Source organism: Planctomonas deserti (genome assembly GCF_003067705.1).
Classification (GTDB): domain Bacteria; phylum Actinomycetota; class Actinomycetes; order Actinomycetales; family Microbacteriaceae; genus Planctomonas; species Planctomonas deserti.
This window is the reverse complement of the sequence record NZ_QANL01000192.1, coordinates 1-530: the sequence shown is the minus strand read 5'-3', so window position 1 is coordinate 530 and position 530 is coordinate 1. Positions and strand designations below refer to the sequence as shown.

Here is a 530-nt window from a genome sequence, read left to right as displayed (position 1 = left end):
GGTGCTGACCGGCAGCAGCAGGGTTTCACCAGCGGCGACGCGCTCGATTGCTTCGCGCAGGTCTGCGGGTGCAGCGTCCTTGAGCAGGAAGCCCTGAGCACCGGCCTCGCTGGCGCGCAGCAGCAGATCACTTTCATCGAAGGTGGTCAGCAGCAGCCAGCGCGTGGCATCGCCGCGCGCGCGCAGCTGGCGCAGTGCCTCGATCCCGTCCATCCCGGGCATGCGGATATCGCTGAGCACCACATCCACCCGCTGGGCCGTCAACGCGTCCAGCAGCATCTGGCCATCTTCGGCCTCCAGCACTACGTCTACCCCCAAGCCCTGCAGGAGCGCACGCAGGCCTGCACGCACCAGTGCCTGGTCATCAGCCAGGGCAACGCGGATCGCGGCGCCACTCATGCCGGCAACCATGCGGTCAGGTGCATGCCGCCCTGTGCGGTGCGCGCGAATTCCAGTCGGCCACGTACGGCCGCCAGGCGCTCGCGCATGCCGGCGATGCCATTGCCCTCGCGGATGCGTTCGGCGCGCTG

Annotated in this window: 1 protein-coding gene; it reads right to left on the bottom strand. The window is 69.1% G+C overall.

Annotation, left to right across the window (positions count from 1 at the left end; translation table 11 throughout):
• Positions 1–411, bottom strand: a 411-nt coding sequence (locus DAI20_RS20240) for a response regulator (RefSeq protein WP_168927720.1), incomplete at its 3' end; no start/stop codon positions are given.
• Positions 412–530: the final 119 nt, after the last annotated feature.